Origin of the sequence: Thauera aminoaromatica, from assembly GCF_000021765.1 — a bacterium.
Classification (GTDB): Bacteria; Pseudomonadota; Gammaproteobacteria; order Burkholderiales; family Rhodocyclaceae; genus Thauera; species Thauera aminoaromatica.
The window spans coordinates 2,908,857-2,928,908 of sequence record NC_011662.2; the positions used below are offsets into that span (position 1 = coordinate 2,908,857).

The 20,052-nt window shown below is 70.1% G+C and carries 18 protein-coding genes; 16 read left to right on the forward strand and 2 right to left on the reverse strand.

The genetic code is table 11. From position 1 onward, the window contains the following. Positions 1-12 precede the first annotated feature (12 nt). Positions 13-495 carry a glutathione peroxidase gene (locus tag TMZ1T_RS12810; RefSeq protein WP_004298672.1) on the forward strand — a complete coding sequence of 161 codons (483 nt, stop codon included), beginning with the start codon at positions 13-15 and terminating at the stop codon, positions 493-495. A 74-nt stretch (positions 496-569) separates the two neighbouring features. Here the strand turns inward: TMZ1T_RS12810 and TMZ1T_RS12815 are convergent, their stop codons facing one another. Next, positions 570-968: a type II toxin-antitoxin system VapC family toxin gene (locus TMZ1T_RS12815; protein WP_004298674.1), complete on the reverse strand. Its 399-nt coding sequence runs from the start codon at positions 966-968 to the stop codon at positions 570-572. Further along, positions 968-1,429 carry an AbrB/MazE/SpoVT family DNA-binding domain-containing protein gene (locus TMZ1T_RS21590; protein WP_245537121.1) on the reverse strand — a complete coding sequence of 154 codons (462 nt, stop codon included), beginning with the start codon at positions 1,427-1,429 and terminating at the stop codon, positions 968-970. The genes TMZ1T_RS12815 and TMZ1T_RS21590 overlap by 1 nt, the downstream gene beginning before the upstream one ends. On the opposite strand from TMZ1T_RS21590, the gene ettA reads away from it, so the two are divergent. The 15 genes from ettA to TMZ1T_RS12895 all read left to right on the forward strand — a co-directional run bounded on the left by ettA (position 1,356) and on the right by TMZ1T_RS12895 (position 20,005). Further along, a complete protein-coding gene (gene ettA, locus TMZ1T_RS12825; protein WP_004298677.1) occupies positions 1,356-3,020 on the forward strand; it encodes an energy-dependent translational throttle protein EttA in 1,665 nt (554 codons plus the stop codon). The two genes, TMZ1T_RS21590 and ettA, sit on opposite strands and share 74 nt — an antisense overlap. A gap of 163 nt (positions 3,021-3,183) precedes the next feature. Further along, positions 3,184-3,453, forward strand: coding sequence for a hypothetical protein (locus TMZ1T_RS12830; protein WP_004298679.1), 270 nt, complete (start codon positions 3,184-3,186; stop codon positions 3,451-3,453). 29 nt (positions 3,454-3,482) lie between these two features. Then, a complete protein-coding gene (locus TMZ1T_RS12835) occupies positions 3,483-4,907 on the forward strand; it encodes a Tad domain-containing protein (protein WP_004298681.1) in 1,425 nt (474 codons plus the stop codon). Continuing rightward, a complete protein-coding gene (locus TMZ1T_RS12840; RefSeq protein WP_004298684.1) occupies positions 4,904-5,674 on the forward strand; it encodes a hypothetical protein in 771 nt (256 codons plus the stop codon). The genes TMZ1T_RS12835 and TMZ1T_RS12840 overlap by 4 nt, the downstream gene beginning before the upstream one ends. Positions 5,675-5,676: 2 nt before the next feature. Next, positions 5,677-6,459: a hypothetical protein gene (locus TMZ1T_RS12845; protein ID WP_012585612.1), complete on the forward strand. Its 783-nt coding sequence runs from the start codon at positions 5,677-5,679 to the stop codon at positions 6,457-6,459. After that, positions 6,456-6,635 (forward strand): hypothetical protein, encoded by a 180-nt coding sequence (locus TMZ1T_RS12850; protein ID WP_004298692.1) that lies wholly within the window; start codon positions 6,456-6,458, stop codon positions 6,633-6,635. The genes TMZ1T_RS12845 and TMZ1T_RS12850 overlap by 4 nt, the downstream gene beginning before the upstream one ends. Positions 6,636-6,642: 7 nt before the next feature. Beyond that, entirely contained in the window at positions 6,643-7,503 is an 861-nt protein-coding gene (gene cpaB, locus TMZ1T_RS12855) for a Flp pilus assembly protein CpaB (protein WP_004298695.1), read from the forward strand. Then, a complete protein-coding gene (locus TMZ1T_RS12860) occupies positions 7,490-8,929 on the forward strand; it encodes a type II and III secretion system protein family protein (protein WP_012585613.1) in 1,440 nt (479 codons plus the stop codon). The genes cpaB and TMZ1T_RS12860 overlap by 14 nt, the downstream gene beginning before the upstream one ends. Before the next feature lie 12 nt (positions 8,930-8,941). After that, complete coding sequence (locus TMZ1T_RS12865) at positions 8,942-10,366, forward strand: CpaF family protein (protein WP_012585614.1); 1,425 nt, start codon at positions 8,942-8,944, stop codon at positions 10,364-10,366. Next, entirely contained in the window at positions 10,363-11,232 is an 870-nt protein-coding gene (locus TMZ1T_RS12870) for a type II secretion system F family protein (RefSeq protein WP_012585615.1), read from the forward strand. Before TMZ1T_RS12865 ends, TMZ1T_RS12870 begins: the two co-directional genes overlap by 4 nt. Continuing rightward, a complete protein-coding gene (locus TMZ1T_RS12875) occupies positions 11,229-12,134 on the forward strand; it encodes a type II secretion system F family protein (protein WP_012585616.1) in 906 nt (301 codons plus the stop codon). Before TMZ1T_RS12870 ends, TMZ1T_RS12875 begins: the two co-directional genes overlap by 4 nt. Before the next feature lie 2 nt (positions 12,135-12,136). Beyond that, positions 12,137-12,463, forward strand: a complete 327-nt coding sequence (locus tag TMZ1T_RS12880) for a DUF192 domain-containing protein (protein ID WP_012585617.1) — start codon at positions 12,137-12,139, stop codon at positions 12,461-12,463. Then, on the forward strand, positions 12,460-13,488 hold the full coding sequence (locus tag TMZ1T_RS12885) for a TadE/TadG family type IV pilus assembly protein (RefSeq protein ID WP_012585618.1): 1,029 nt from the start codon (positions 12,460-12,462) through the stop codon (positions 13,486-13,488). The genes TMZ1T_RS12880 and TMZ1T_RS12885 overlap by 4 nt, the downstream gene beginning before the upstream one ends. A 257-nt stretch (positions 13,489-13,745) precedes the next feature. Beyond that, entirely contained in the window at positions 13,746-19,295 is a 5,550-nt protein-coding gene (locus TMZ1T_RS12890; protein ID WP_261788933.1) for an RHS repeat-associated core domain-containing protein, read from the forward strand. Next, positions 19,295-20,005 (forward strand): hypothetical protein, encoded by a 711-nt coding sequence (locus tag TMZ1T_RS12895; RefSeq protein WP_012585620.1) that lies wholly within the window; start codon positions 19,295-19,297, stop codon positions 20,003-20,005. The genes TMZ1T_RS12890 and TMZ1T_RS12895 overlap by 1 nt, the downstream gene beginning before the upstream one ends. The last annotated feature ends 47 nt before the right edge of the window (positions 20,006-20,052 follow it).

A 20,052-nucleotide genomic window follows, 5' to 3' on the forward strand; every position in this document is an offset into this window, starting at 1 on the left:
AGACCCTCCCCCATGAGCTCGCCCCTGTACGACCTCGAAGTCGACCGCCTCGCCGGCGGCACCACCACGCTCGGCGAATACGCCGGCAAGCTGCTGCTGATCGTCAACACCGCAAGCCAGTGCGGGCTCACCCCGCATTACGCCGGCCTGGAAAAGCTCTATCAGACCTACAAGGACCGCGGCCTGGTGGTGCTCGGCTTTCCGTGCAACCAGTTCGGAGCGCAGGAGCCGGGTAGCGCGGAGGAGATCGGCGCCTTCTGCACCAGGAACTACGGCGTGAGCTTTCCGATGTTCGCCAAGATCGAGGTCAACGGCGACGGCGCACATCCGCTGTACAAGTATCTGAAACAGCACGCGAAAGGCATCCTCGGCACCGAGGCGATCAAGTGGAACTTCACCAAGTTCCTGGTGAGCCGCGACAGCGAGCGCATCGAGCGCTACGCGCCGACCACCACGCCGGAGGAACTGGTGAAGGAGATCGAGGGGATGCTCTAGGCAAGGGAGACGCATGCGCTGGGCCGGATTCGTGCGCCCCAAGGCGGGGGGCGGACGTGGTCCCGCGACAGGATTCAGGGCGTCACAAGCTCGACCGAGGGAAAGTACTGTCGGTACTTGCGCGGATCTCGCGTAAGGATGTTCCAGCCTTCGACCGCGGCATGCGCGCCGATGAAGAAGTCGGCCAGCACGTTGCGCCGCTGGCCGCCGTTTCGACGATAGGCGACGAAGGCCTTGCCCGCGAGAAAGAGCGCCGGCCTGGGGATCTCGACGACTTCAACGCCGAAATCGGTGACCGCCTCATCCAGCGCCTCGACGGTCGAGAAGGTCAAGGAAAGTTCGGCGTAGATGATGGGATTGATCGCAAGTCGATGCACTTGCGACTGCCGACGCAGCATGTCGATCGACCAATCCGCCCAGCGCGGATCGTCTTCCAGCACATCGATCAGCGCATTGGTGTCGACCAGCAGCATCAGTTGTCGCCACGCAGCAAGGCCATCAGGTCATCCGTCCGCCACTTGACGTCGGCCTTGCCGCGCAAGCGCTCGAAGCGATCATCCTCGTCTCGTAGTTCACTGGGGCGCGTCAGGACGACCTCACCCTCGCGATTGATGCGGAACTCGATCGCGCATCCGGGCTCGAGATGCAGCGCGTCGCGGATGTGCTTGGGGATCGTCACCTGCCCCTTGCTCGTCAGTGTGGTGTGCATCTCGATTCTCTCCTTCCTGTATTTCTTACACGTCTTCGCAGCGTAATACCCCAATCGGCTAGCTGCAAGCTCCATGCGTGCCTGCCGCTGCCCACTCGGGTAGACTTCCGCTTTTTCCGCCCCACCGAACACCGCCAACGAGGTACCCGCAGTGGCCCAATACGTCATGTCGATGCTGCGCGTGAGCAAGATCGTTCCGCCCAAGCGCCAGATCATCAAGGACATCTCCCTCTCCTTCTTCCCCGGCGCCAAGATCGGCCTGCTCGGCCTCAATGGCTCGGGCAAGTCCACCGTGCTGCGCATCATGGCCGGCGTGGACAAGGAATACGACGGCGAGGTGCAGTGGCTCGCCGGCCAGCGCATCGGCTACCTGCCGCAGGAGCCCGAGCTCGACCCCGCCAAGACGGTGAAGGAAGAGGTCGAGGCTGCGCTCGGCGAGATCATGGAGGCGCGCCAGAAGCTGGAAGAGGTCTACGCCGCCTATGCCGAGCCCGACGCCGACTTCGACAAGCTCGCCGAGGAACAGGCGAAGTACGAGAACATCCTGTCGACTGCCGGCAGCGACGTCGAGACCCAGATGGAGATCGCCGCCGACGCGCTGCGCCTGCCGCCCTGGGACGCCGTGATCGGCAAGCTCTCCGGCGGCGAGAAGCGCCGCGTCGCGCTGTGCAAGCTGCTGCTGTCCAAGCCCGACATGCTGCTGCTCGACGAACCCACCAACCACCTCGACGCCGAATCGGTCGAGTGGCTGGAGCAGTTCCTCACCCGCTTCCCCGGCACCGTGGTGGCCGTCACCCACGACCGCTACTTCCTCGACAACGCCGCCGAATGGATCCTCGAGCTCGACCGCGGCCACGGCATCCCCTGGAAGGGCAACTACTCGTCCTGGCTGGAGCAGAAGGGCGACCGCCTCGCGCAGGAGGCCAAGCAGGAGGCCGCCCACCAGAAGGCGATGAAGACCGAACTGGAGTGGGCGCGCTCCAACCCCAAGGCGCGCCAAGCCAAGTCGAAGGCCCGCCTGGCCCGCTACGAGGAGATGGCGAGCGTCGAATACCAGCGCCGCAACGAGACCCAGGAGATCTTCATCCCGCCCGGCGAGCGCCTCGGCGACAAGGTCATCGAGTTCCACGGCGTCAGCAAGGCCTTCGGCGACAAGCTGCTGATGGACAACGTCAGCTTCGCCATCCCGCCCGGCGCCATCGTCGGCATCATCGGCCCCAACGGCGCCGGCAAATCGACGCTGTTCAAGATGATCGAGGGCCGCGACAAGCCCGACTCCGGCACGGTCGAGATCGGCGCCACGGTCAAGATCGCCGCGGTCGACCAGACCCGCGAGGGCCTGGCCAACGACAAGACGGTGTTCGACGCCATTTCCGATGGCGCCGACGTGCTCACGGTCGGCCGCTTCGAGATGCCCAGCCGCGCCTACATCGGCCGCTTCAACTTCAAGGGCGGCGACCAGCAGAAGATCGTCGGCAACCTGTCGGGCGGCGAGCGCGGGCGGCTGCACCTCGCCAAGACCCTGATCCAGGGCGGCAACGTGCTGCTGCTCGACGAGCCGTCCAACGACCTCGACGTCGAGACCCTGCGCGCGCTCGAAGACGCATTGCTGGAGTTCGCCGGCTGCGCGCTGGTGATCTCGCACGACCGCTGGTTCCTCGACCGCATCTGCACCCACATCCTGGCGGCCGAGGGCGACTCGCAGTGGTTCTTCTTCGAGGGCAACTACCAGGAATACGAAGAGGACAAGAAGAAGCGCCTGGGCGAGGAAGGCGCCAAGCCCAAGCGCATCCGCTACAAGCCGATCGCGCGCTGACACATCCACCGGACGCGCTGTCCCCGGAGGCCCGCTGCATGCCCTGCAGCGGGCTTTTGCGTTTACGCCTCCCGAGGACCTCGAACAGAGAATCTTATTTGCATATTGACGACACCATTCCCGTTTGTCATTATCCGCTCATCATCAACCCGGAGGATCGATCATGGCGGCAGGCAGAAGGATCCAGTGGCAGCGCGGTCAGGGCATGACCGAGTACATCATCATCGTGGCCCTGATCGCGGTCGCCGCGATCGCCGTGTATCAGTACTTCGGCCAGACGGTGCGCAACCAGACCGCGGCGATCGCCACGGAGATCGCCGGCAAGGACGGCGGCACCGCCAAGAGCGCCGCACAAACCGCGGCCGGCAAGGCTGCGACGGAGGCCAACACCGCCCGCACGCTCGACACCTACACCGGCAACGCGGGCCGCTGAGCCTGTCCGAACCGCCCGCACCGGTTGCCATGGCCGCCACCCCGCGTCCCGGCGTCGCGCAGCGCCCGCAACGAGCCGACCGCCAGCACGGCCAGGCACTCGTCCTCGGTCTCTTCCTCGTCTTTGCCACCCTCGCGGTCCTGCTGCTGATGTTCAACACCGGCAGGGTGGTCGACGAAAAGATGCGCCTCACCAACGCCGCCGACGCCACCGCCTGGAGCGTGGCCACACTCGAGGCGCGCGCGCTCAACTACGACGCCTACACCAATCGAGCGATCGTCGCCAACGAGGTCGCGATCGCGCAGGCGATCAGCCTGATCTCGTGGATGCACTACTTCGAGACGGCGGTCGAAAACGCTCCGAACCTGAACCAGGTCGCCGCGAGCTGGCTGTACAAGCCCGGCGAGTATCCGCGCCTCCTTCAATTGCTCGCCGGGGTCAATGGCACGTCCTATCTGGATGTCGGGAGCGGCGGTTCGCTGCGGGCGATCGTGGAGGGCCTGGATATCGGGCTGGGTACCATCGCCACCGCCCACGACGCGGTCGCGAACGCACTCTCGCTCTCGCAGCGCGTCATGCACGCGAGCCTGGACACGGGCATCGCCCAGGCCGGTTTCGCGAACGACTTCGTGCGTCGGATCGATCCCGAAATGCGAGCGTCGATCAACCCGATCAGCCACGGGTTCCGCAATCTCACCCGCACGATGGCGAAGGACTCCGCGCAAGGCGATGCGCGCCAACGGATCGCCGACGTGACGCTACGCTCGCGCGACGCATTCACCCGCGAGCGCGTCTGGTCGATCCGCGGCTTGAACCTCCCGCCATTGCAACGCAAGGTCGAACTCAAGCGACGCGGCGGCACCGAGCTGATCGGTTACGACGAATGGCGCGCGCTCGACACGCTCGAACACCAGGGCCAGCGGATGAAACGCTGGCGCTGGCGCTGGCGTCGCACGCCGCTCGCCTGGGGCGGTGCCGGCTTTACGGGCGATGAGGGTGCCGATGCCCGGCGTGGCGATCACGGCGACACCTACACGAGCAATCCGATCACGACGCTGAACCGGGCCGAGCCCGCGATCGTCGATGCGGGGGCCGCGCACTTCGGCGGGCTGCCGGAGACACGCGAGCTGCGCGACCTTTCGCCCGCCGCAGAGCACCGCTCCGGCGTGACCGTCCACGTTGCCAAGGCACGGGAAAGACTGCGCGGTTCGGGGGGCATCGGCAGCGTGCAACCGCAGGGAAACCTGCGTGCATTCGAAGCGACCGCGCCGGGCGGCCACCTCGCCGCGATGGCGCGCGCCGAGGTGTTCTTCGAGCGTCCCGCCGCGCGCAGCGACAACAAGACCGAGCGGGCAAGTCTGTACAGCCCCTACTGGCAGGCCAGGCTCGCCGCCGTCACCCCGACGGACCGCGCCTGGGCCGCCGGACGGCAGGACGGGATGGCGCTGCCATGAAGCCCTGCCACCCCCTCCTCCCGGCTGCGCGCGCAGCGCAAGGCGGCCAGTCGACAACCGAGTTCCTCGTGCTCGCGCTGGTCCTGGTCCCGCTCTTCCTGAGCCTGCCGCTGCTCGGCAAGTACCTCGACCTCGCCCATGCGACCGAGCAGGCGGCACGTTACGTGGCCTTCGAGACCTCGATCGTGGGCCCTGCCCGGCAGCCCCCCACGGCCGCAGCCCTGGCCGCGCAGGTCCGCGAGCGCATCTTCTCCACAAGCGGAGCGCCGATCCTCAGCGGTGCCGGCAACGCGTCCGCGACGGAGCATCCGGCCAACCCCTTGTGGATCGATCATCGCGGGGAACACCTGCTCGCCGACCCGGCCAGCCGGATCGGGGTCGATCTCGCGGCGCACGCCAACGCGGCACCGGCCTCCGCGCTGCTCGCCGGCCCGCACGGCCTCGACCTGCCGGCCGGCTCCGAACACACCGGGACGATCCACGTGTCGCCGCGCGACGTTGCCGGCCTGCCCCCCTTCGACACCCTCGGACTGTCGATCCGCCGCCACCAGGTCCTGCTCGGTCACAACTGGTCGGCGGCCGGATCGACCGACTACGCCCGCCGCATCGAAGACGCCGGCCCGCTCGCCTACCCGATCCGGCCGCTGGCGCTGATCGGGAATACGGTCGGGCGCCTCCTGCCGCCGCTGGTGCTCGACAAGGCGATCGAGGTCGGGCGCGTGCACGCCGAGATCCTGCCTTGCGACCGTCTCGAACAAGGGTGCTGACCATGCCCGCACACCCCGCCCCGCGCCTCCCGACTTCGCGCCACACGACTCCTGCCCTCCATCCCCGGCCTCGTCCGGACGGACGTGGTCGCGGCGCGCGCGCAGGCCTGTCGATCGCCTTCGCGCTGCTGGTCGGTTCCCACGCCGAGGCCGCCCTGCCCGAACCCTTGCCGCCCCTCGCCGGAGCCCGTATCACGCCGGTGCTCGACAACGCCCGCGTCCATGGCGTACCGACCCGGATCCGCCGGTTCGAGGCGCGAACCGCGACAGCCAGCGTGCGCGCCTTCTACGAGGGAGCGGTCGAGGGCACGCCCCTGAGCTCGCGCATCGACGGCTGGGAAGTGCTGTCCTGGAAGCACGGCGCGGCCTTGCGCACCTTGCGCCTGCGTCCATGCCGTACGGCGCCGGCCGCCTGCACCGAAGGCACCCTGTCCGAGTCCGATCTCTCGCGCGATCCGGCGCCATCCTCGCCAGCTCCGGGCCGCCCGGCGGACAGCCTGCTCAGCACCGACCTGGAAACGAACGATGCCGGCCGGCATGCACGCATCCTCGTCTGGCATGACGAATCCTCGCCCTCCTGGGCCGCGGCGCGCCTGGTCCGCGAGCTCTCGGCCCAGGGCCTCGCGCTCGAGCGTCGTGCGCCGGTCTCCCGGCCCGGCCTGGAGGGCGTGGGGCTGTGGTTCGGCGCCCGGGGCCGCGAGGCGGTTGCGACCATCGTCCGCCACGGCAGCGGGACCACGGTGACGCTGCAGATGATCGACCACGGCGCACGGAGCGGGCGATGAAGCGGATCCGGCGCCTCCGCGGCCAGGCGATGCATGAATACCTGGTCATCCTCGCCATCGTGCTCGGCGTCTTCGGCCTTCCGGCCTTCGACGGCAAGCCGCTCCTCGTCTTCTTCGCCGAAGCCGTGGCCACCGGCTTCGCGCGTTTTCTCGCCAGCATTTCACTGCCGTTGTGATCCACCCATGCTCAAGAGAGTCCCCCGCAACCTCATCATCCTGGCCGTCGCCTCCCTCTTCGGCCTTGGCGCCGCGTGGCTCGCCGCACGCTACCTGGAGGAGCGCGCCACCGAGATCGAACTGCGCCAGCAAGGGCAGATGGGCCATGCGGTGGTCGCCAAGACGGACCTCGCGGTCGGGACCCCCCTCACCCGCGACCTCGTCGCCGTGCGCGAAGTGCCGGTCGAGTGGCTGCACTCGAGCGCGATCACCCCGGAGCAGTTCGAGCGCGCGGCAGGTGCGGTGCTCGCCCAGCCGGCTCGCGGTGGCGAGCCTCTGGTGTGGTCGCAGCTCGAAGAGCGGCGACCCGCCACCCTCTCCGCGCAGCTCGCCCCGGGTCGGCGCGCCACCACGATTCCGGTCGACGAGACCAGCTCGCTCTCCGGCCTGCTGCGCCCGGGCGACCGCATCGACCTGCTCGCGACCGTGCAGCGCGACCACCATCACCTGACCCTGCCCCTGCTCCAGGGCGTACGCGTGCTCGCGACCGGGAGCCGCACCCGGCCCGGCGAGGACGATGGCGCGGGCGACCTCCTGGGTGGAAGCTTCGGCACCCTGACCCTGGATCTCTCCGAGGAGGAGGCGACCCGGCTCGTCGCCGCACGCGCACTCGCCCGCCTGACCGCGGTGCTCCGCCATCCTCGGGACACAAGAACGGCTCCGCTGCAGCGGACCGACGCGCTCGCGCTGCTCGGCCTCGCACCGCCAGCCCGCGAAGCGGGCGTACCGGTCATCTACGGCGGCATCGAGAACCCCGCGCTCGTCCCCACCCCGTCCCCCCTTACCCGCCCCACCCCGCGCGCCGAGCCTGCCCATGACCCGGACTGACCCGATCTCCCCGCCGGCGCGCCGGCGGGCGCTCCCTCCCCTCGTGTGCGCAATCCTGATCCTGGGCCTGCCCGGCCCGAGCCGCGCCGCTCCGCCCGCAAGCGCCGCGCCGCCGGAACCTGGGCGCGCAGCGCTCGCGGTCGTCCACGAGATCCAGATGTTCGCCGGCGAAACCCGGGTGCTGCCGCAGCGCGACGCGCAGCGCCTCGCCGTCGGCGACGCCAAGGTGCTCTCCGCGGCCGTGCTCGACGACCGCGAGATCCTGTTGATCGCCAACGGCCCGGGCGACACCATGCTGCAGGTGTGGACCCGCTCGGGCCGCAGCCAGCGCATCAAGATCACCGTCCGCCAGACCGACACCGCCCGCATCGCACGCGACCTGCAGGGCTTCCTGCACGACGTCCCGCGGCTGCGCACGCGCACCATCGGCGACAACGTGGTCATCGAGGGCGAGGGCCTGAGCGACGCCGAACGCGACAAGGTCACCGAGCTCGCCAAGCGTTTCCCGCAGCTCATCGACTTCACCAGCCGCGTCGGGCTCGACCGCATGTTCGCCTTCGACGTGCGCTTCGTGGAGATCAGCCGCAGCGGCCTGCGCGACCTCGGCATCGACTGGACCACGCAGGGCAAGCCGCTGCTCGGGATCGGCGTGATCGGCGACCTGTACCACGACAACCGCACCGGGGCGACCGTGACGCGCACGCTCGGCAGCGGCGAACTGAGCTCCGAGGTCGAGATCGAGGCGAACCGCGTCTCGCCCTTCGCCGCCAACGTGGCCCTGGTCGGCAGCTTCTTCGGCCGCCTCAACCTGCTCGCGCAGAAGGGCGACGCGGTCATCCTCGCCTCGCCGCGACTCTCGGCGCGCAACCGCGGCGAAGCGAGCTTCCTCGCCGGCGGTGAAATCCCCGTCCCGGTCGCCTCCGCCACCGGGACGCCGAGCGTGACGTTCAAGGAATACGGCATCCGCCTCAACATCCTCGAACCGGTCGCCGACGCCGCCGGAACGATCCGCGCGCGCATCCGCACCGAAGTCAGCTCGCTCGACCGCAGCGTCGCCGCCCAGGGCGTTCCCGGCCTGCTCTCGCGCCGAACCGAGACCGAGTTCAACCTGCGCAACGGCGAGACCCTGGTGCTCTCCGGGGTGCTGCAGCGCGAACAGCAGAGCGACGAGAATGCGCTCCCGCATTTGGGTGAGCTCCCGGTAATCGGTCGACTGTTCCGGTCCACCCGGTTCAACAGCCGCGAAAGCGAACTCGTGGTCTTCGTCACCCCCTGGCTGCTCGAGCCCGGCGAAGGCCTTCTGGATCCGCGCGCGCAACTGCTCGAACGCCGTGCCGAGCAGGCCCTCGCCCCCGCGCCCGAACCCTCGCCGGCGCTGCGCGAGCCCGCGGATCCCGCGTGGAACGCCCTCTACGGCGGCAACTGACCGGAGCCCTGCATGTTTTTCCGCACCGCACGCAAACCGCCCGAAGACTCGTCCACCACCCTGGCCGCAGCGGCGGATACGCCGGCCGCAACGCCCGCGCCCGTACCCGAGCCTCCGTTCCGCCCGGGCTTCGAACCACTCCCGGCAGCTGCCGAAGCAAACGCGGATTTCACCTGGCGCAAACGCATCCACGAACGCCTGCTCGACACCATCGACCTGCGCCGGCGCGATCTCAACCGCATGTCGGACGACGAGTTGCGCGCCGAGACCACCGCGCTCGTACGCGAGATCATCGCCGCCGAGGCCGCGCTTCCAGGCGGGCTCGACCGCGAACAGCTGTGCAGCGAGGTGCTCGACGAGGCCATCGGCCTCGGACCGCTCGAGACCCTGCTCACCGACGAGTCGGTGAGCGAGATCATGGTCAATCGCTTCGACCAGATCTTCGTCGAACGTGGCGGCCGCATCGCGCCGCACCCCACCACCTTCACCAGCGACCGCGCGGTGCTCGGCGTCATCGAGCGCATCGTCGCGCCGCTCGGCCGCCGCATCGACGAATCCTCGCCGATGGTCGATGCCCGGCTGCGCGACGGCTCGCGGGTCAATGCGATCATCCCGCCGCTCGCCCTCAAGGGCCCGACGCTCACCATCCGCAAGTTCGCGCGTCGGGCGCTCGAGGTCGCTGACCTCGTCCGCATGGGTTCGCTCTCGCACGAGATGGCCGCATTCCTGCGCACCTGCGTCGAGCAGCGGCGCAACATCGTGGTCTCCGGCGGCACCGGCTCGGGCAAGACCACCTTCCTCAACCTGCTGTCGAACTTCATCCCCGACGGCGAACGCATCATCACCATCGAGGACGCCGCCGAGCTGCGCCTGCGCCACAGCCACCTGGTCAGCCTGGAGGCGCGCCCGTCCAACCTGGAAGGACGCGGCGCGATCAGCATCCGCGACCTCGTGCGCAACGCGTTGCGCATGCGCCCCGACCGCATCGTGGTGGGCGAATGCCGCGGCGGCGAGGCGCTCGACATGCTGCAGGCGATGAACACCGGCCACGAGGGCTCGATGACGACCCTGCACGCGAACAGCCCGCGCGATGCGCTCGCCCGCCTCGAGACGCTCGTCCTGATGGCCGGCATGGATCTCCCGCTGGCCGCAATCCGCGAGCAGATCGCCAGCGCGGTGGACATCATCGTCCAGCAGACCCGCTTCGCCTGCGGCGCGCGCCGGCTCACCAGCATCACCGAGCTCACCGGCATGGAGGGCGGACGCATCCAGCTGCAGGAACTCTTCCGCTTCGAGCGCCGCACCGCCGATTCCCCCACCGCCGACCCGAGCGGCGGCCACTTCACTGGCTGCGATGCCGTGCCGGGCTTCTACGACGAACTGCGTCGCCAAGGGGTCGCGCTCGACCTGCACCTGTTCGACCGGAAGCGCTCATGAGTGCCCTGGCTTCGTCACCCGCCGTGCTGCTGGCCACGCTCGCCTTCGGCCTCGCCTCCGCCCTGCTCGCCTGGTCGGCAATGCGCATCGCGGGCAATGCGCTCGCACGCTACCGCGAACGCTTCACCGCCGAGGCCCACCTGCAGCTCGAAGAACTCTTCCTGTTCATGGACCCGGCGCGACTCTTCGTCCTGAACCTCCTCGCGGTCACCGTCGGCGGCATCGGCAGCTGGCTCGCCAGCGGCGAGGTGCTGATCGCACTCGCCAGCGCGGGTGCGCTCGCCCTGCTACCGCGTCTTGCCTTCGGACTGCTGCGCCAGCGCCGGCTCGACCTCATCGAACAGCAGCTGCCCGACGCGCTGCAGGTGATCGCCGGCGGCCTGCGCGCGGGGGTTTCGATGACGGTGGCGCTGCAGCAACTCGTCCGCGAAGGGCGCCCGCCGATCGCCCAGGAGTTCGACCTCACCCTGCGCGAGCACCGCCTCGGCATTCCGCTCGACGAGGCGCTCGACCATCTCGCCGCACGCGTGCGCATGCCCTCGCTGACCCTCGTGATCGCCGCGATGCGGATCGCCAACGAGACCGGCGGCAGCCTGGCCGAAGCGCTCGAACGCGCGGCGCTGACCGTACGCAGCCAGCTCGCGATGGAAGGCAAGATCGGCGCCCTCACCGCACAGGGCAAGCTTCAGGCGGTGGTGGTCGGCATGCTGCCGCTGGCGCTGCTGCTGGTGCTCGACCGCATGGAACCGGAGGCGATGGGCTTCCTGTGGCACTCGCCGCCCGGCTGGGCGACGCTGGCGGTGATCGCCACGCTCGAGGTGCTCGGCGTGCTGCTGATCCGGCGCATCGTGGCGATCGACGTATGAGCTCCGCGCACTTGCTTGTGCTCGACGAACGCACGGTGATCGCGGCGGTGGCCCTGCTCGCCGGTTTCGGCAGCGCCGGCATCGTCGCCGCGCTGGCCCGCAGCGTCAGCGCCGTCCGGCCCGAGGACCGCACCTGGCTCGACACGCCACCGCGCTTCCTGCGCCTGCTGTGGTGGCCCACGCGCTGGATCGCGCACCTGGTCGCACCGCTGCTGCCGGCGCGGCTGCAGGCACGGCTGGCCGTGCGACTGCGCCTTGCCGGACTCGACTACACGCTCTCTCCGGCGCAGCTGCTCGCACACCGGGTCGCCGTCGGGCTGTGCGGGCTGGCCGCCGGCCTCGGGTGTGCCCACGCATGGGCACTTCCTCCGGCGCTTCCCGCGCTGGCGGGCGCCACCGCCGGCACACTGATCGCGTGGTCCTGGCTGGACGATCGCATCCGCTGCCGACGCCGGCTGATGCTCAAGCAGCTCCCCTTCGTGCTCGACCTCATCACCCTGTGCGTCGAGGCCGGCCTCAACCTCACCGGGGCACTCCAGCAGGCGGCCGCGAAAGGCCCTGCCGGACCGCTCGGCGAAGAACTGCACCGCGTGCTGCGCGACGTGCGTGCGGGCAAGTCGCGCGCCGACGCGCTGCGCGGTTTCGCCGACCGCATCGGCGAACCGGCGATCGCGAACCTGGTCTCCACGGTCATTCAGGCCGAGAACATGGGCATGAGCCTGGGCCCGATGCTGCGCGCGCAGGGCGAGCAACGCCGCGCGGAGCGCTTCGCCCGCGCCGAGAAGGCGGCGATGGAAGCGCCCGTGAAGATGCTGCTCCCACTGATCGCCTGCATCTTCCCCTGCACCTTCATCGTGCTCGGCTTTCCGATCGCGGTGAAGTTCATGACCATGGGGCTGTGAGCATGCGCGTCCTTGTCGCCCGCAGCTTCCTGCAACGCGCCCGCGGCCTGCTCGGACGCACGCACCTCGCCGCCGACGAGGCCTTGCTGCTTCGTCCATGCTCGTCGGTCCACACCTTCGGCATGTGCTTCGCCATCGACGTGGTGTTCATCGACCCGCAAGGCGTCGTTGTCGCGGTGCGCGAGGCGCTCGGCCCGTGGCGTTTCGCGCGTTGCCGCGGCGCCGCCGCCGTGCTCGAGATGGCGGCCGGCGCCGCGAGACGGGCGGGACTCGTCCCCGGCACGCATCTCAGGCTGGCTTCCACCTTGTCGGTGGTAGTGCGCGCATGATGAATCCCGCCCATCCGCTGCCGCCGGCGCGGCGGCCTCTTCCACGGCTTCTTCCACGGCCTTGGCGCCACCGCCAGCGGGGCGCCGGCGCGGCCGAGTTCGTCATCGTCGCCCCGGCCCTGCTCGCGCTCACACTGGCGATGCTGCAGACCGGGCTCGCCTTCCATGCCCGCAGCATCGTCAATTACGCCAGCTTCGAGGCCGCACGCGCCGGAAGCATCGCCAACGCCGGACTGGCGAGCATGCGCCTGGCCTTCGCGCGCGCGATGACCCCCTATTACGGCGGCGGTCGCAACCTCGCCGAGCTCGCCGACGCCTTCGCCGCGGCACAGATCGATCTCGTCGCCGCCCTGCGCATCGAGATCGTCTCCCCCACCCGCGAGAGCTTCGACGACTACCACAGCCTGGCGGCCGCGCGCCGCCTGCAGACCACGGCGCGGGTGATTCCGTCCGCGCAGCCGGGCGTGCTCGGCTGCCCGGCGGACCGCGCGAACTGCAACGCCGATCCGGCAAGCAACCGCTCGGGCCAGACACTCGCCGACGCCAACCTGCTCAAGCTGCGCGTCACCTGGGGGCTGCCGCCGGCCAAGCAGGTTCCCCTCGCCGGACGATTCTTCACCTGGGCCCTGCGCATGCTCGATCCGGGCGACGACGACGCCTTCCGCCGCGGCCTGGTGGAGGCCGGCCGCATCCCGATGGTGAGCCAGGTCACGCTGCGCATGCAGTCCGACGCGATCGAGAACGAGGCGATGCGGCCCCGTTCGGCGGGAAGCGCCACCCCCCCAGCCGCCGATTCGACGCCCCTGCCCGGCTGCCCCCCCACGGCCCCTCTGTGCACGCCCGAACCTGCGACCGCGGACACTGCACCCGAGGCGGCGGACCCGACCGGGGAAGACGGTACGCCGGCTGGCGACGGCAGCGGATCCGACGGTGAGCCGGGGCCGGGAACCGACAGCGGCGACGAAACCGAGGACGCGGAGGACGCCGAGGACGCCGAGGACGCGGAGGAGGAACCCGAGTGCTGAACGCTGCCCCCAGGCTTTCATGCGATGCCCCCGCGGCCTTGTACCGCCGGACCACTCCGGCGCGGCGGCAACCGATGCGCAGCTCGTCCGCATGCCTGCAGCCGCCAGCCGGTCGGCTGCACCATGCGATGCGGGCGGGTGCCGCACTGCTGGCGGCGCTCTGTATCACGGCGCTCCCCGGGGTAGCGGCCGAGACCTCGGCGGCGCAATCCGGCGCCGCGGATCACGGCATCCAGCAGAGCGGGTGCGGAATCACGATGAGCTGTGCACCGGACTCTGCGCAGGACGGCCCCTCGGCGCCAGAGCCCCCCGCAGCGGGGCAATGCGTCTCCAACAACGCGGGCAACCCCTGCGGCAGCGCCAGCGGCCCGGCCAGCCAGGGTTCCACCACCGGCCAGGACGTCGGCGCGGGAAACCCGATCGACGTCCTCTCGGGCAACAAGTACCAGCAGGAGGTCGATCTTCCGGCGCTGCCAGGCATCCTCGGCCTCGAGATCGTCCGCCACTACAACAGCCGACGTGCGCGCCCGGGCGACATCGGGGCGCTCGGCAGCGGCTGGAGACTGTCCTACGAAACGCGCCTGAACATCCGCGACGATCGCCTCGAAATCCTCCAGGCCGACGGCGCGCGGGTGATCTTTGCGCGCCGGCCCGGTGAGCCGCAGCGCTGCGCCAGCCGCGACCCCAGCCGCGGCGACATCCTGCTCCGGCACCGCCCCGGCGGCGGCGACGAATATCTCTGGCGCTGGCCCGACGGCCGCAGCCTGCTGTTCGACAGCGCCGGCCACCTGGTGCAGATCCTCGTTGCGAGCGGCGAGTTCGTCTCACTGCGCCACGACGCCGCCGGCCGGCTGCTGCAGGTCACCGACCCGCAGGGCCGCAGCCTGCAAGTTCACTACCACGCTCCCGGCAGCGGCATCGCCCACATCGACAGTCCGCTCGGACGCTTCTCGTATGCGCAGGAACGCGTCGCGCTTCCCGCGCGGACGGACGCAGGCACGCAGCCTGGGCGCTCCGTCCACGCTCCGCAACGCCCGGGCTCCGCCGGCCCGAGCCGCCCCCTGCAGCGCGGCGCTCCCGCCGGAAAGGCCGCTGCACCCGCGGTCACCGCGGCGCGCCTGCTCCGTGTCGACTACCCCGGCGCACCGGCTGCGCAGACCGGCGGAGCCGCCGCGCGCGAATATCACTACGAGGACCCGCGCCATCCGGTCGCGCTCACCGGCATCAGCGTGCTCGCGCGTCAGCCCGCAGGCCCGCCCGTGCCCGAACGCATCGCCAGCTACGCCTACGACCACGCCGGGCGCGGCATCCGCTCGGTGCGTGGCGCGCTGCCGGCAGGCGGTGAAAGCGGCCCCGAGGACGTGCGCCTCGACTATCCCGAACGCGGCCGCAGCGTGCTCACCAACAGCCTCGGCCAGCGCACCACCTACCTTGGCGCGGTGATCGCCGGCCAGCGCCGCCTGCTCGAAGCGCGCGGCCCGGGCTGCGCGCGCTGCGGCCCCACCGACGTCCGCTACCGCTACACGCCCGACGGCCGATTGAGCGCCATCACGACCCTGGACGCCGAGGGCAGGCCGCGCCTTTCCACCCAGCACCGTTTCGACACCCGCGGGCGCCTCGCCGAGACCCTCGGTGCCGATCTCTCCGGCGCCCGGCCGCGCCTGCTCGACCGCACGCGCTACGAATATCCCGACACGCCGGCAACCGCGCTCGCCGACACGGACCGCGCAGCGCAACGCACCGAGCCCGCCGCGACGACGCCTCCGCGCGCGATCATCCGCCCGAGCGTCGTCCCCGGCCGCGAGCACCGCATCGAGCTGCGCTACAACACGACCGGCCAGCCCATCGAACTGCGCGAGTCCGGTTTCAGCCCGATCGACGCGGAAGGCCGGCCGGATCCCGTGCCGATCGAACGCCGCGTCACCTGGCGCTACGCCACGATCAACGGTCGCAGCGTGCTTGCCGAGCTCGACGGCCCGCTCCCCGACGGAGCGGACGCCAGCCCGCTCGACAGCGACCTCGTCCGCCTGCACTGGGACGAACGCGGCAGCTTCATTCGCGCGCTGGAAGGTCCCGGCGGCCAGCGCAGCGAGATCGAATCCGATCCGGCCACCGGCCTGCCGCGGCGGGTGCGCGATGCCGAAGGTCACGAGACCCACTTGCGCCACGACTCCGCCGGCCAGCTGATCCGGTGGCGCAGCCGCAGCCCGGGTGAGGCGGCAGATCGCATCCACGCTGCCGAATACGATGCCCTCGGCCAACTCGTCGAGCTGCGCTCCGGAGAGGATGAAGAGCGCCTGCATCCGCGCTGGCGGCGCGCCTTCGATGCCGCCGGCCGCCTGAAGTGGCACGCCGACGCGCTCGGCATCCTGCGGACCTGGGCCTACGACCACGAGAGCCGCGTCGTCGAGACCGGGCTGCGCAGCGCCAGCCGGCTGCTGCGGCGCCGCTGGCGTTACGACGAGCACGGACGCCTCGCCGCGATCGACGACGACACCGGCTTCACCCGCAGCCTGCGCCACGACGTCGCAGGCCGGCTCGTCGGCCTCCTGGACAGTCACGGTCGCGAGCTGCTGCCGCCCGCGCGCCACCCCGACGGCGGATCCGCGCCGCCAGCACCCCCTGCCCACCCACGCATCCTGAAGGACGACTTCGGACGCCCCGTCCTCGAACGCAGTCCCGACGCCGGAGCGCGCTGGCGCAGTTTCGATGCCGCGGGGCGCCTTGTCGCCATGGGCGACGCCCTCGGCCACCGCGCGCGCTACACCTGGGACCCGCGCGGCCGCATCCTCGCCCAGGAGGTCACCGACGGGCGCAACGGCAGCACCGAGACCACCCGCTGGCGCTACGACGGCTCCCGCCTGCTCGAAGTCGATCACCCCAAGGGGCGCGAACGCTACGAGTACGACCAGCGCGGCTTGCGCAGCGCGCGCATCGTGAGCCTGAAGCGCGACGGCGGCGAGCTCGTCGTGGTCACGCGCTACGAGTACGACGCCGAGGGGCATCTTGTCGCCACCACCCTGCCCGATGGCAGTCGCCTGCGCTACGAGCGCAACGGCCAGGGCCAGGTCGTCGCGCTGAAGCGCCAGCCGGTGGCCACGCCCTGGCTGCGCGCGCTGGCGCGCGAACAGGTCATCGCCAGCGCGTTCCAGCGCGATCTCTTCGGCCTGCGTGGCTTCCGGGCCGGCAACGGCATGCGTACGTTGCACGAGCGCACGCGCACCGGCACCTTGGTCCGCGTCGTTCATCTGCGCGCCGACGAGCGCGGCGCACCGGTCCGTAATGCACGTGCGCTGCTGCCGATCGCACCTGGCCAGCCCCTGGCCACGCGCATCGAACGCTTGTTCGGCATTTCCGCGGCCCACGCCGCGCAAGCAAACACCGATGCGGACGTCACCCAGCCGGTGGAGGCAGCAGATGGCCAAGCCCTCGAAGGTGCACTACCACGCCTGCAGGAGACTGTCGCGTCCGCCGACACCATCCTGCTCGACTACCAGTACGTCTGGGACCCGGAAGGCAACCTCCTGCACGCGCGCCGGCGCGAGCCCGGAGGCCCGCTGCCCTCGACGCGCCGCAGCCAGGCCTACGACCTTCGCAACCAGCTCGTGGCCAGCGTCGAATGGCGGGACGACGGCGACGTGCTGGCCGAAACCGCCGTGTGGCGTTACGCCTACGATCGCCACCAGCGCCGCGTCCTTGCCCAGGAAGGCGTCGTGTCGCAGCAGGAGCTCGCCGGCCACACCCGCCCGACCCACTTCGCACCGGGCAGCCACCGTGCCTTGTCCTCGAGCCCACGCGCAGCGAACGTGCCGGCGCGGGCCGCCGCGAGCCGACCGCACGAGGCCGCCACGCCCGGTCACCACGACGCCAGCGGCCAGCCCGAACGCTTCGGCACGCGCAGCCTGCGATGGGACGCACTCGGCCGCCTGATCGAGGTGCACGCAGGCGATCGCAGCATCGCCCGCTACGCCTACGACCACCGCGGCCTGCGCATCGAGCGCACGCGCTTCGATCCCGCAATGGTCGCGCCCACAACGACCCACACCGTGTACGACGACGCCCGCCAACCCCTCGCAGAGCTCGACGCCGACGGCAGATTGATCCGCCAGTATCTGTGGCTAGCCGACCTGCCCCTCGCCGTGCTCGACACCCCGGCGCGCCCCGACAGCGCAACCGACTCCGCGCGACGCATCCTCGCAGACCTCGGCCGCATCGCGCAAAGCTGGCTCGCCCCGCAGGCCGGCCTCGCCTGGCTGCACACCAACCACCTCGGCGCCCCCGAACTGGCCACCGACGCCGACGGCGAGCCGCTCTGGCGCGCGCGCCACGCCCCCTTCGGTGCCGCGACGGTCACCACCTCGCCCCGGCATCCCGACTTCACCCTCGACCTGCGCCTGCCCGGCCAGGTCTTCGACGCCGAAACCGGCCTGCACTACAACCGCCGCCGTTACTACGCGCCGACCCTGGGCGAATACCTCACCCCCGACCCGCTCGGTACGCCGGACGGGCCGAACCCGTATGCGTATGCGGCGTTCAATCCGCTGCGGAACGTGGATCCGGATGGGCTGGTGCTGTTCGCGTTCGATGGGACGGGGAACAGCGACGACCTCAACGACCCGGCGATGGCGGGCAGCGGATTCAGCAATGTGGTGTATTTCTTTGACGCTTACACTGCCACCAAGCGCTATGTAAGTGGCGTCGGCACCGTGCATCACGACATCGACTACGGCGACATCCGCCCGGAAGACCACGCGACCGGCCATCTGCTGTGGTGGCTGACACCGGGCGATCCGGTCCATGTGAACGACATGGGCGGCAACTACTCGGGGCCGGCACGGATCGGGCGGATGAGCCAATACCTGGACGACGAGGCCGAGCTCTTCAGTGACGACCGGGTAATGGACATCGACATCGTCGGCTTCAGCCGCGGCGCGGCCCAGGCGCGCGAGTTCGCCAACCGGATCGTCGCGAAGACGGTCCGCCATGAGGGCCAGGACTACTACCGCTACACGAACCGCCGCGGAGACTCTGCCTGTCAGGCGGTCGATTTCCGCTTCATGGGGCTCTTCGACACCGTGCTATCGACCAATTTCAGCGGCGAAGCGTATCGCCTCGGGATCCCGGAGGTCTTCGCCCATGTTGCGCAGGCGGTCGCGCTCAACGAGCACCGCTCGGACTCGATCACGGAGTTCGCCTATCGCAACCCGAAGCCGCATCGCATGCACTGGGGCGGCTTTCCGCTCGAGTCGATCGGCGCCAGCAGCGATGCGCCCGGTCGCATCCGCATCGAGAAGGGCTTCGTCGGCGCCCATGCGGACATCGGCGGGGGCTATCCCGACGCCGAGCAAGGCCTCTCGCTGGTTGCACTCAACTGGATGGTGGCGCAAGCACGCGACGCCGGGGTAGAAATGGAGTCGGTGGCCCCCGTTCCCATCCTTAATGTGGTGATCCACGACCAGAGCAATGTGATCGAGATCGGCAACCCGCAACACAGCGTCGTTCCGCGCCCGACCGGGAACGGCGATCTGCCCCGGATCGATTACGTCTTCCCCGAGGACCGCGCGGTCAACGGCGCGGTGGCCGGAGATCGCCAGCGCCGCATGGCGTTCGACAACGGCAGCCTCACCCACGCCGACACCCTGCGCTACATCACCTGGCTCCCGCGCGACGCCACAAGGCGCGGCGACGGCTCCACGCTCGACCCGCGCCGTCTCGGCGACGTCACCGGCACGGTGGATATGGCGAGCTACCTCGCCTGGCTCGGGCAGCCCGAGAACGGCTACACGACGACAAATGGAGGATTCTGATGCGACGACGCTTCCTGATCCGGCTCGCGGTGGCGACCCTCGGCACCGCCCTTATGACGGCCTGTCGCGGGCCCCTGCCGACAGCCCCGCCCGCCCCGCTCACCGAATCCCAGGCGCGCTACCTGGAGAGCCGGCAGCGCATGCTGCAGCGCTTCGGTCGTCCCGGTTTCGAGTTGGTGGTCGATGCGCTGGCCGGACAGGAGTTCCTCGGCGTGGAGTTTTTCCCGGAGTATGCGAATCAATCTTTTTACCGGGCTGGCGGGCAGACCTTGCGATCGCAGGCCAAGCTGATCCTCTCTCAACCCGTCCCCGAACGCGCCCGGATTCTTTGGCGCGACACCTCCGAGCGACGCTTCATCGAGGGGGTCGGCAGTCGATACGCCGGCAACATCCTCGGCGACGAAACCATCGAAGTCGGCTCCCGCATCCCGCAGGAGCTCATCGACGACCTCGAGCGCGACCCGCGCGGCAATCTGCGGCTCAAGTTCCGCATGAGCAAGGATGGCACGCTGTTCGGCTGGGATATCCAGCGCCGGCCGGGCTACGATCCGAACCTGCGCGACCCGCAAGGCCGGGACATCCACTTTCCCGCCGTCCACTCCTTCGCCGGGGGCGATTTCCGTGAGGCCGAAATCGTCAACGGCAAGGTCGTGCGCAAGGGCTGGCACATCGAGCGCCGCACCGGCCGAAAGGTCGAGACGGACTATTGACGCGCGCGCGGTGAAGGCGCACGGGACCGACTGCACCGTCCCGCGCC

Bases quoted from the DNA above. Each gene is read 5' to 3' on its own strand.
- TMZ1T_RS12845 (WP_012585612.1), top strand. From the start codon at position 5,677: ATGCCCGCACACCCCGCCCCGCGCCTCCCGACTTCGCGCCACACGACT.
- TMZ1T_RS12815 (WP_004298674.1), bottom strand. From the start codon at position 968: ATGCTGCTGGTCGACACCAATGCGCTGATCGATGTGCTGGAAGACGAT.
- TMZ1T_RS12810 (WP_004298672.1), top strand. From the start codon at position 13: ATGAGCTCGCCCCTGTACGACCTCGAAGTCGACCGCCTCGCCGGCGGC.
- TMZ1T_RS12830 (WP_004298679.1), top strand. From the start codon at position 3,184: ATGGCGGCAGGCAGAAGGATCCAGTGGCAGCGCGGTCAGGGCATGACC.
- TMZ1T_RS12840 (WP_004298684.1), top strand. From the start codon at position 4,904: ATGAAGCCCTGCCACCCCCTCCTCCCGGCTGCGCGCGCAGCGCAAGGC.
- TMZ1T_RS12890 (WP_261788933.1), top strand. From the start codon at position 13,746: ATGAGCTGTGCACCGGACTCTGCGCAGGACGGCCCCTCGGCGCCAGAG.
- TMZ1T_RS12835 (WP_004298681.1), top strand. From the start codon at position 3,483: ATGGCCGCCACCCCGCGTCCCGGCGTCGCGCAGCGCCCGCAACGAGCC.
- TMZ1T_RS12885 (WP_012585618.1), top strand. From the start codon at position 12,460: ATGATGAATCCCGCCCATCCGCTGCCGCCGGCGCGGCGGCCTCTTCCA.
- TMZ1T_RS12880 (WP_012585617.1), top strand. From the start codon at position 12,137: ATGCGCGTCCTTGTCGCCCGCAGCTTCCTGCAACGCGCCCGCGGCCTG.
- TMZ1T_RS12850 (WP_004298692.1), top strand. From the start codon at position 6,456: ATGAAGCGGATCCGGCGCCTCCGCGGCCAGGCGATGCATGAATACCTG.
- TMZ1T_RS12875 (WP_012585616.1), top strand. From the start codon at position 11,229: ATGAGCTCCGCGCACTTGCTTGTGCTCGACGAACGCACGGTGATCGCG.
- TMZ1T_RS12870 (WP_012585615.1), top strand. From the start codon at position 10,363: ATGAGTGCCCTGGCTTCGTCACCCGCCGTGCTGCTGGCCACGCTCGCC.
- TMZ1T_RS12860 (WP_012585613.1), top strand. From the start codon at position 7,490: ATGACCCGGACTGACCCGATCTCCCCGCCGGCGCGCCGGCGGGCGCTC.
- cpaB (WP_004298695.1), top strand. From the start codon at position 6,643: ATGCTCAAGAGAGTCCCCCGCAACCTCATCATCCTGGCCGTCGCCTCC.
- TMZ1T_RS12895 (WP_012585620.1), top strand. From the start codon at position 19,295: ATGCGACGACGCTTCCTGATCCGGCTCGCGGTGGCGACCCTCGGCACC.
- TMZ1T_RS21590 (WP_245537121.1), bottom strand. From the start codon at position 1,429: ATGTCCTTGATGATCTGGCGCTTGGGCGGAACGATCTTGCTCACGCGC.
- TMZ1T_RS12865 (WP_012585614.1), top strand. From the start codon at position 8,942: ATGTTTTTCCGCACCGCACGCAAACCGCCCGAAGACTCGTCCACCACC.